This window comes from Dyella sp. 01N36 (assembly GCF_056399745.1).
This window is the reverse complement of record NZ_JBFTRY010000245.1, coordinates 1-4,419: the sequence shown is the minus strand read 5'-3', so window position 1 is coordinate 4,419 and position 4,419 is coordinate 1. Positions and strand designations below refer to the sequence as shown.

At 62.3% G+C, this 4,419-nt stretch carries 4 protein-coding genes; 1 reads left to right on the top strand and 3 read right to left on the bottom strand.

All coding sequences use genetic code 11. The features are described 5' to 3' along the window. Positions 1–60: 60 nt before the first annotated feature. From AC1DMG_RS20180 to AC1DMG_RS20170, 3 genes are all read right to left on the bottom strand, one after another. Positions 61–1,263: a DUF1501 domain-containing protein gene (locus AC1DMG_RS20180; protein ID WP_477180983.1), complete on the bottom strand. Its 1,203-nt coding sequence runs from the start codon at positions 1,261–1,263 to the stop codon at positions 61–63. A 9-nt stretch (positions 1,264–1,272) separates the two neighbouring features. Then, positions 1,273–2,817: a DUF1800 domain-containing protein gene (locus AC1DMG_RS20175; RefSeq protein ID WP_477178790.1), complete on the bottom strand. Its 1,545-nt coding sequence runs from the start codon at positions 2,815–2,817 to the stop codon at positions 1,273–1,275. Positions 2,818–3,104: 287 nt separating this feature from the next. After that, complete coding sequence (locus AC1DMG_RS20170; RefSeq protein ID WP_441604634.1) at positions 3,105–3,392, bottom strand: hypothetical protein; 288 nt, start codon at positions 3,390–3,392, stop codon at positions 3,105–3,107. Positions 3,393–3,497: 105 nt separating this feature from the next. On the opposite strand from AC1DMG_RS20170, the gene AC1DMG_RS20165 reads away from it, so the two are divergent. Continuing rightward, positions 3,498–4,106, top strand: coding sequence for a class I SAM-dependent DNA methyltransferase (locus tag AC1DMG_RS20165; protein ID WP_441604635.1), 609 nt, complete (start codon positions 3,498–3,500; stop codon positions 4,104–4,106). The last annotated feature ends 313 nt before the right edge of the window (positions 4,107–4,419 follow it).

The following is a 4,419-nucleotide window of genomic DNA, read 5'->3' as shown; positions in this document are numbered from 1 at the left end:
CCACAGGGGTAGGGCTGCCGCTCACCCTTGTGGGAGCGCACCCTGTGCGCGACTCGGCGATCAGACAAGCTGCAAATCTCGCGGCCTTGCCCCCGGAAACACCGACAACAACTGGCTGTTCGATAATCCCCACATTCTTCCCATCACCCCAGCCAACACATCGCGGTAATTGTTGATCACCGGATAGTCGCGATTCTGCAGCAGGCTCTGCGCATTCACGGCCACTTGCTCGCCCGCAATGCGACCGCCGTTCACCTTGCCGCCCAGCACCCAGTACACCGTGCCGTGTCCATGGTCGGTGCCCTTGTTGCCGTTCTCACGGAACGTGCGGCCGAATTCGGACACGACGACCACGACGGTGTTGTTCCATTCGTCGCCCAGTGCATCGGCATAGGCGGCCAGTCCCTTGCCGAGGTTGGCGAGATTGTTGGCCAGTTGGCCGGTGGTATTGCCTTGGTTGACGTGGGTATCCCAGCCGCCGACATCGACGAAGCCAAGCCGATATTGGTCGCGCATCATGGTGGCGATGCGCTGGGTCTCGTCGGCGAAATTCTTGGCGTTCGGCGCGCCGCGATTGGCCTTCACCATCTCGTCCTGCAGCTCCTTGGACACGCTTTGGCGCAGTTCAAGGCCATCCGCCGCGGCGGAGGCCAGCGAGGTATTGCGGTACATGCTGGCGAGAATGCCTGCCTGGCGCTCGTCGTACACCGGTTTGGGATTGCCGCGCAGCGAGATATTGGGAATGTCGCGGCCGCTGCCCTGGARGCTGAGCGGCAGCGCGTCGGTAAAGGCGATCGACGGCACCGTGCTCATCTGTCCCGACAGCCGCGCCATGAAACCCGAGCGGTAATTGCTGCGTTGTGCCGATGGCTCGCCCRATTCGATATTGTCCTGCGTTTCGAAATGGCTGCGCGACAAATCATCGGTGCCGGCAAAGGGAACGAAGGCGACCTGGCGCTTCTGCCATAACGGATAGATGGAATCGCGCAGCACCGGGTTCAAAGCCCAGTTGCTGTCGAGGCCGATGGCGCTGTTGGTGTTGTACGGATCTGGCTTGGCGATGGCCAGGGTCGGACGCGACTCGTAGTAGAAATCGCTGCTATAGGGCACCAAGAGGTTGTTGCAGTCGTAGCCGCCGCGCAGAAACACCAGCAAAAAGCGCGGCGTATTCGCCGGTGCGGCAAACAGCTTGCCGGAGAACGACATCGCCGGTGCGGCAACGGCAGCGGTGGCAGCGGCAAGCAAAAATTCGCGACGATTCATGGCGATGCCTCAGCGATAATTGAAGTCGGGCGACGAGAGCAGGAAGGTGTTCCATTCCTGTTGAGTCGTCGCCTTGGCCAGCGCATCACGCGTGGGCGCGCTCAGCGTCGTATCAAACGTGTCGTAATACAGGCGCGTGGTGAGCATGGGGAAATCGCCACCGCTCTTGGGCTGGCCTTCCGGCGTCAGCAGGCGGTTGTTGCCGGTGCCGATGGCGCCGGCAATCTCAAAACGTTTGGCCATCTGTCCGGAGCTGGACCAACCGGCGCTGTCGAGCGGCCAGCCGTCCGGCGTCAGGCGCCCAAACACCGGCTCACCCAGCTGATTGAGCCAGTTGAGCAGCGGTTTGGCGTTGGCGATCGGTTTGCCGTCATAAGCCATGCGCACCGAGGACACCATGAATTGCATCGGGTCCTTGAACTTCTTGCCATAGCTGGCGGCCAATTCCTTGGACTCGAACATCGTGCGCAACACCTGGGCGATATCGCCATCGGTGTGCTGGAAGGTGTGCGCCATCTTCGCCACCAGTTCGGGTGACGGATCATCGGCAACGAAGTACTCGGCGATTTTCTTCGAGACGAACTGCGCGCACGCCGGCTGTTTGGTGATCAGGTCCACCGCTTCGCTGATTTCATCGAAGCCGCTGCCCTTGATGGTGTGGCCGAGCAACATCTTGTCGCTATAGTCGTGGCGCTTGGGATTGAACTCGAACAGGCCATTGCGTACGACCATCTCGGCAAGGCGAGGGCGCATGACGCCGGGGTCACGCAATGGCGCCACGCCGGCGCCGGTAAGAATCAGGGCGAGCTGCTGCACGTCCTGTTGCGTATAGCCCGAGCCCACGCCCAGCGTGTGCAGCTCCATCAGCTCGCGCGCATAGTTTTCGTTGACGTGGCCCTTCGCATTCTGCGCGTTGTCCAGGAACTCCATCATCGCCGGACTTTCCAGCGTCGCCATCACCAGGTCGCGGAACTTGCCCAGCGCGTGGGGGCGAATCGCGTTCTGCGTATAGTCGGCCGCCACCCAGCGCACACGTCCCTTGGCGCCGTACACGCTGAAATGGTTGAGCCAGAACCACACCATCTGTTCCTTCAGCTGGTTCGGTCCGTAGATGGCGTGCAGCAGTTCGATTTCCTGCGCCTGCTGCAGCAGATCATTGGCGTGTTGTTGCTGCGCTTTCTTGGCGGCGGTCTTGTCATCGCCGTCGGGCATGTTCTTGATCTTCTCCTGCTCGTCGCGCAGGTTGCCCAGCAGTTGCTCGGTCGGCGTATTGGCGGCTTCGTAGGAGTTGATCAGCGACTGGATCGGCGCGGGCAGGTCGTCGCTGATGCGCCCATCGAGTTGTCGGTCGAGCAGGCGGGAACGGCCCAGGTCGCGATATGTGGCGACGGTGGCGCTGTCGAGCTCGAAGCTGTCGCGGCGCAGCCAGTCCACATCGTCCTGTGACAGCGCATGCGCATCGCGTGCCGCTGCGGCGCCGGGACCGAGTACCAACAACAGGCTGCAGGCGGCCAGCCAGGGGCGAATGCCAGGGCGGTTCGGGGTATCACGCATGCGGCGGATGTCCTGAGGTGAGGGCTGGGATTCAGTCATGGGAACGCAGTTCCGCACGCCCGGCTTACCGTGGGGTGCACGGCTCTCGCGATTTTGTTCGGCGCGGATTCATGCGGCGCGCCCCGTCGGCGAGGCGTTTGGTTCGATTTCGTCATACTCGCGAAAGCCAGACGCAGCGGGGGTTGTAACCGATGGTCCATGCACGAAGCAGGTAGGCGCTGTGACACGCCGCAGGTTTCGTCGCGCAAGTCCTTGGTGGCGAGCGTGCCTTGGCAGCGCGGGCGTCGTCAGAATTCGTCGACGAACTCGACGACCGCGCCAAGCAGGGAGGCTTCCACTTCGGTCACCGCGCGCACGGCGTCACTGTGCAAACGATCGGAGGCAAGCACCTCGATCATGAAGAGCTCACTGCCGTTGTCGTCGGGCAGTTCGGTGGAGCTGGAATCGTCGCGCGGGTAGGCGGTCTCGTCGTCGATTTCCTCGACGTGTTCGATGCCATCGATCCCGTGCAGGATCGTGAGCAAGGTATCGGCATCGTCGCGCGTGCCGGTCATGCGGATGCGGATCGTGGGCATCAGGGGCGGCTCCCAGGTTCCTGCGTAAATGCTGCTGCATGGCATGTTCAGGCCAGGTGATCGCCGTCGCTGGGCTATTATTTATCCTTAAGCCGGAGATCGCTTGTGCCCAAGATTTACGACCGCGACTATTTCGACAAGTGGTATCGCCACCCCGACCACACCGTGGCATCAGCCGCTGAGCTGCGCCGTAAAGTCGCCATGGTAGTGGCACAGGCCGAGTACTACCTTGGCCGGCCGGTACGCTCAGTGCTTGATGTGGGTTGCGGGGAAGGGGTGTGGCGTGCGCCGCTGCTCAAGCTGCGTCCCGGCCTGCTTTACCAGGGCATCGATGCGAGTGAATACGCCGTGGCGCGTTATGGGCGCAGCCGCAATATCGGCCTGGCGCGCTTTGGGCAACTGGAATATCTGCGCTTTGACCAGCGCTTCGACATCATCGTTTGCACGGATGTGCTGCACTACCTCAAGCCTGCGGAAATTCGAGCGGGCCTGACCGGCATCAGCGACATGCTCGAGGGCGTCGCCTTCCTGGAAGTGTTCACCAGCAAGGACGGGGTGGATGGCGATATGGACGGCTTCCATGCACGCGCGCCGTCCTGGTATTTGAAGGCGTTCAACGAAGTGGGCCTGATGCCGTGCGGGTCGCATTGTTATCTGGGGCCGCGGTTGGAACGGCGCGTTGCGGCGCTGGAGCGCGCGCAGTCACCCGCTTGATATCTCCCTCTACGAGGTACCTGGCACCCCTGTGGGAGCGCACCCTGTGCGCGACAGCCACGCCTGGGTGTATCGCTCCGTAGGTTTGTCGCGCACAAGGTGCGCTCCCACAGTTTAGAGCTCACGCATTCATCGAGATCGGCCCGATGTCGTGGGGTTCAAATTTGCTTTCTGGGGCCACGGCTGGAGTTGCGTGTTGCGGCGCTGTTTCCCTCCGTGGGACACCGCCGCCCGTGTGACACCGACACCCCTTGTGGGAGCGCACCCTGTGCGCGACGGCCACGCCTGGGTGTATCGCTGCGTAGGTTTGTCG